Origin of the sequence: Kocuria sp. CPCC 205260 (assembly GCF_040981045.1) — a bacterium.
GTDB lineage: Bacteria > Actinomycetota > Actinomycetes > Actinomycetales > Micrococcaceae > Kocuria > Kocuria palustris.
Map to the genome: position 1 here is coordinate 1 of NZ_JAVKPT010000074.1, position 564 is coordinate 564.

Here is a 564-nt window from a genome sequence, read left to right on the forward strand (position 1 = left end):
CCAACCCCCGGGCGTTGTTCATCCACCAGCTCACTCGCGCGATCTCCGGTCTGGAGCCCCCCGCCAAGGCCAGAGCGCGGGCTCGCGCCGCTCATGCTGCTGCCCGTGCTGCAGAGGCCGGCCAGAAGGCCGCGGCAGCGGCTGGCAAGAAGCCGATGCCGGCCTGGTTCCGTCACGCCGTGGAGCTCGCCCGGGACACCGCCAGCACCGACGGTGCTGCCATGGTCGCGTCACAGCCGTCCACGCACCGCCAGCAGCTGAGCCCGTCGATACAGTAAGGGGCGGGCGGTTTGGTCGCCGCCCATCTGCCGGCTCCTCGCCCGTTGCGCTCGAGGTTTTCTTGCGATTTCCCTCGACTCCGCAGCACCGCGAACCCGGCACAGTGTGGCCCTCACCTCGGTGGGGGCCACACTGCTGTGCCCCGCCCCTTACCCCGGGGTTGATGGTGCTAGAGGGGTCCTAAACCCCAATGGAGTTTTTGAGGGTAAAAACCCCTTTGCATGCCGAAACCCCCATAACGGCCACAACCCCACTAGAGGCGAAAACCCCCACAACCCCTTACTG

The 564-nt window shown here is 67.2% G+C and carries 1 protein-coding gene; it reads left to right on the forward strand.

Annotation, left to right across the window (positions count from 1 at the left end; genetic code table 11):
- On the forward strand, positions 1-278 hold a 278-nt coding region (locus RF645_RS13235), incomplete at its 5' end, for a hypothetical protein (protein ID WP_368819267.1).
- Positions 279-564 lie beyond the last annotated feature (286 nt).